Source organism: Streptomyces sp. NPDC036813 (genome assembly GCF_055609245.1).
Genome location: NZ_JBVJPV010000042.1, coordinates 1 through 3,500 on the forward strand (window position 1 = coordinate 1; position 3,500 = coordinate 3,500).

1 protein-coding gene and 1 pseudogene are annotated in these 3,500 nt (G+C 67.2%); both read left to right on the plus strand.

The genetic code is table 11. The features are described 5' to 3' along the window. Positions 1-447 precede the first annotated feature (447 nt). Positions 448-1,136 (plus strand): annotated as a pseudogene (locus tag ACZ67Q_RS39305) (IS5 family transposase); the annotation flags it as partial. Between the two features lie 635 nt (positions 1,137-1,771). Continuing rightward, a complete protein-coding gene (locus ACZ67Q_RS39310; RefSeq protein WP_471192419.1) occupies positions 1,772-3,310 on the plus strand; it encodes a DUF2971 domain-containing protein in 1,539 nt (512 codons plus the stop codon). Positions 3,311-3,500 lie beyond the last annotated feature (190 nt).

A 3,500-nucleotide genomic window follows, 5' to 3' on the forward strand; every position in this document is an offset into this window, starting at 1 on the left:
CGACGACAACACCAGGCCCGCACCAGCCACTACAAACGGCGCGGACACAGCCCCTGACCTGGCCATCAGTCACAGCAAGCACCGTTGCAGTACTAGGGCGCTTCTTCCGGATCTTGGTTCGTGAGGACTTCGCACGCTGCTGCCCGCGCATACATTGGCGGAATGGACGAAGCCGAGGCGAGTGGCCAGGCGTGGAGGGACGAGGTTCGAGCGCGTCCGACATCTGAGCAGGATCGGGACGCCCTGGCCCGGCTCGTCGAGGCGGACGCGGACTCCTTCGAGGTTGAGCTGTACGAGCGCGCGGCGGATCCCCAGGTGCTCTCGATTGATCGTGCCCAGAGGTCGCAGGCCGGGCAGTACGCCAGGCGTGTGCGGCGACTGCGAGAGCGTCAGCAGCGTCAAGGAAGTTGAGCAGTAGCCTTCGGATCATCTGATCGTTGGCCTGGTGTGTCGTTGGCTGACGCCCAGTGGGCGAGGATCGAGCCGCTACCGCCGGACCGGGCACCGAAGCGGGGTGGCCGTTGGCGGGATCACCGGCAGGTGATCGACGCGATCGCGTTCAAGTACCGCACCGGGATCCCGTGGACGGACCTTCCCGAGCACTTCGGGTCGTGGAAGGGCGCCCACAACCGTTTGCGGAAGTGGGCCGCCGACGGCACCTGGGAGAAAGTCTTCACCGCCCTGCTCGCCCAGGCCGATGCCGAAGACGATCTTGACTGGGTCGTCGCGGTCGATTCCACCGTCGTCCGTGCCCACCAGCACGCCGCCGGGGCCCGCCAAAAGGGGCCCCGGATGGCGAACCTGACGACCATGCCATCGGACGCTCCCGCAGCGGACTGACCACCAAGATCCACCTCGCCGCGGACAGCCGCTGCCGCCCGCTCGCTTTCGTCCTTACACCCGGCCAAGCAGGTGACGCGCCAGCGTTCCCTGAGGTCATGTCCCGATTACGGGCGTCACGGCCGGTCGGCCGGCCCAGGACGACACCGCAGATGGTCCTGGCCGACAAGGCGTACTCATCCCGCTCGATCCGGACCCATCTCTGTCGGCGCGGGATCCGGGCGGTGATCCCGCAGCCCTCCGACCAGGCCACCAACCGCAAACGCCGCGGCAGCCGGGGTGGCCGTCCGCCGGCAGGCCTCTCTTCGATGATCTCGCCGCTACACCGCCGGCAGGCCCGCCGCGTCGCACGTCCGGCTGGTCAGCCGGATCGCCGCCGGGGACGTCTTCGCCGTCCCCGCCAGCAGGACGGCGACGGCGAGCTGTTTGCCCCTGAGGCTCGTCGGCGACTCGATGGTCGAGGCACCGCGATCTGCGACGGAACCCGGGTCCGCCTCGGCCGTCAGCCCGTCGCAAAACCAAGGCGTGTCCGGGAAAAGACGTAAGGGGTGACCCCGACTGGCGTCACCCCTTACGTGCGCGAACGTGGCGGCCAGGCCCAGACCGGGGTGCCCACGTTCCCACCGGCTCCTCCCACAGCACCGTGAGAACGCAGACTGACCGACCGCGTTCTCACGGTCCGCCGCCGCCCACTGCGGCGGTACCGGTGACCATCGCATCGGCGAGTACGCGGCCAGACCGATCACTGCCAGGACCGCGAGTGCCATCGGCACGCTGCTGATGCGGCGCATGAACTTGTTCGAGCCAGGGTCACCAACCAGTGGCAGCACACCCTACTCCGTTTCTCGTCAGAGCGACGAGAAGCGGAGTAGGGTGTCAAGCACTCGGCTTCGCAGGCCGGCGCCAGACAGGACAGGAAAGAGGCTTTCGGATGACCACCGAGGATGAGCTCTCAGGCGGTGGGCGGGCACCCGTACGCCCGGCCTTGGCGTTCGAGACCTACAGCGAATACGAAGTGACCACAGCTCCGCGGTCCATAACGGGCCATCTCTTCCATTACACCAACACGGCAGCGGCCGTCACCGGCATTCTGGCCACCGGAACACTGCGTCTGTCGCCCTACAAGTCGACCAATGACCTGTGGGAATCGCAGCCGCACTACCCGACCTTCAGCTCGCACCACGACCAGCGGCACCTCGACGCCGGCTTCCCCCTCTGGGACGAGATCGACCGGCAGCTGCGCCTGCACACCAAGGTCGGATGCCTGACCCAGGACGTGGCTCTGCCGCCCAGCGTGTTCAATCCCGACGCGCTGCGGGGATGGGCCCACCTGTCGCTGTGGGCGCACTATGGCGGCGGGCACACCGGGGTGTGCCTCAGATTCGACCGGGAAAAGCTTGTCGAGTCCTTCCTCGAACACGCCGGTCCGGCGGTCTTCGCCTTGCACGGCCCGGTCCGCTATCTCAGCAGCCAGCATGCTCCTCCCACCCGCGGAATCGATATCGGGCAGGTCGCCGAGTTCGGAGCGGATGCCGTGGCACTGGCCTACGCGGAAGCCAACAAGGACTCGTTGTTCTTCCGTAAGCACATCGACTGGGACAGCGAGGCCGAGTACCGGCTCATCCTGTTGAATCAGTCCACCGAGTTCGACTACGTCGACATCAGACCCGCGCTCACCGGCGTCGTCCTGGGCAGCGCGTTCCCGCAGGAGCGCGTGCAAGACCTGCTGGAAGCCCTCAAGCCCTACCCGGGCGTCACCGTGGAGTATCTGCAGTTCCTCAACCGCAGGCTCCACTGCTTCTCCTTCGAAGGCTTCGTCCCGCAGTCTCGGTCACTGTCCGCCCAGGCATGGCCCGCTCCGCGGCGGAAAGGCTCCCTGGCCGAGCGACTGCTGGCGCTGCGCACTGCCGAGACCACAGCCGACGCACGCCGCCAGGCCGCCAGGGCTCTCGCCCAGGAGCCCCTGGCGCGGCTCGAAGAGGGGGCCGCGAGGCTCGTTTCGCAGCTGGGCCGGTGGCCCGGGACCGAGGTTGAGAGCTACTCCCGGACCACGGCCGTACCCGAGCACCTGCGCACGCGAAGTCCTGGAGTACCCGGAGAGATCATCCACTACGAACGCGGCTTTTTGTGCGCGGTGGAACACCTTCCCCGCCAGTCCCATACCTTGACGGCATCGGCGGCCCTCCAGGTTCTGGACGGCGAGCAGCTGCGTCTTCATGCGGTGGTGGACACCGAACACTGGCTGCCTGATGGGCACAAGCGTGAGGAACATTGGCGCAGTGAGCTGGAAATCGATGCATCCGATGCCCAGGCAGCGGTGGCTGCACTCCTGGAGGATTTGACCGCTGCTGCGCAGCGCACCCGCACGCCATTCGACGACGCTCGCGGCGTCAGCTCCGTCCAGCCGGAAGTAGAGACCGGCCCCTGCGATGCCGGCTTCCCTCTGCGAGCGCGCGTCAACAGACCATGAGACCAGCTGTCACCGACCCCTGCCCCCGCCGCACGGCCGAGCCACCGCATAACGCCCAACGTTCCTCAACAGGGCGTGCGTCTGTGCCGAGGGGAGGTGTCGCCGCTTCGTGAAAACTGACCCCCAGGCGCTCTCCGAAAGTTGACCCCTCCTGACTCTTGGAGGGTGCTGAAAGTGGAGGACTGGGCAG

What these genes read in the sequence shown, in the direction of transcription:
- ACZ67Q_RS39310 (WP_471192419.1), top strand. Translation starts at nt 1,772, where the DNA reads ATGACCACCGAGGATGAGCTCTCAGGCGGTGGGCGGGCACCCGTACGC.